Origin of the sequence: Protofrankia sp. CiP1_Cm_nod2, from assembly GCF_920664355.1 — a bacterium.
In the GTDB taxonomy this organism is placed as follows: Bacteria; Actinomycetota; Actinomycetes; order Frankiales; family Frankiaceae; genus Protofrankia.
Genome location: NZ_CAKKTL010000255.1, coordinates 3,323 through 3,877, shown reverse-complemented (window position 1 = coordinate 3,877; position 555 = coordinate 3,323). Strand labels below are relative to the sequence as shown.

Genomic DNA, 555 nt, shown 5'->3' with positions numbered 1-555 from the left:
TAGCGGTTCTCCTTGCCAGCGAGCCCGACCAGACCGAGCACCTCGGGCACGACCGTGCGGACCACGTGCCGCGGACGGCCGGTGACGTCCATGGCGAAGGCGACGTTGCCCGCGGCGGTCCGGTCCGCGAGCAGCCGGAAGTCCTGGAAGACACAGCCGACCTGACGGCGCAGCAGCGGTACCCGACGGTCGGGGATGCTCGCCACGTCCCGGCCGGCGAACTCGACCACGCCGGAGGTGGGCCGCTCCTCCCGCAGCAGCAGCCGCAGCAAGGTGGACTTGCCCGAGCCGGACGGGCCGACCAGGAAGACGAACTCCCCTGCGGTGATCTCGAGGCTGATGTCGTCCAGGGCGGGCCGCGTGCCGCTATGGTAGCTCTTGGTCACCGATGTCATACGTATCATCGCGGGCACTCCCGGCTTTCGCGGATCTCCGGGCACGCGGTCGTGGCCGCCCCCGGCTCCGGACGGGCGGATGCCCCGACCGCCGGCGAAACGATCCCCGGGCGCGACGGCTCCGCCCTCGCTCCCGCCCCTTCGCTCAAAGCCATGATCG

At 71.7% G+C, this 555-nt stretch carries 1 protein-coding gene; it reads right to left on the bottom strand.

Translation table 11 applies throughout. The features are described 5' to 3' along the window. The coding region (locus tag NBW84_RS20865; RefSeq protein ID WP_250286614.1) for an ATP-binding cassette domain-containing protein at window positions 1–404 on the bottom strand (404 nt) is incomplete at its 3' end. Between the last annotated feature and the right edge of the window lie 151 nt (window positions 405–555).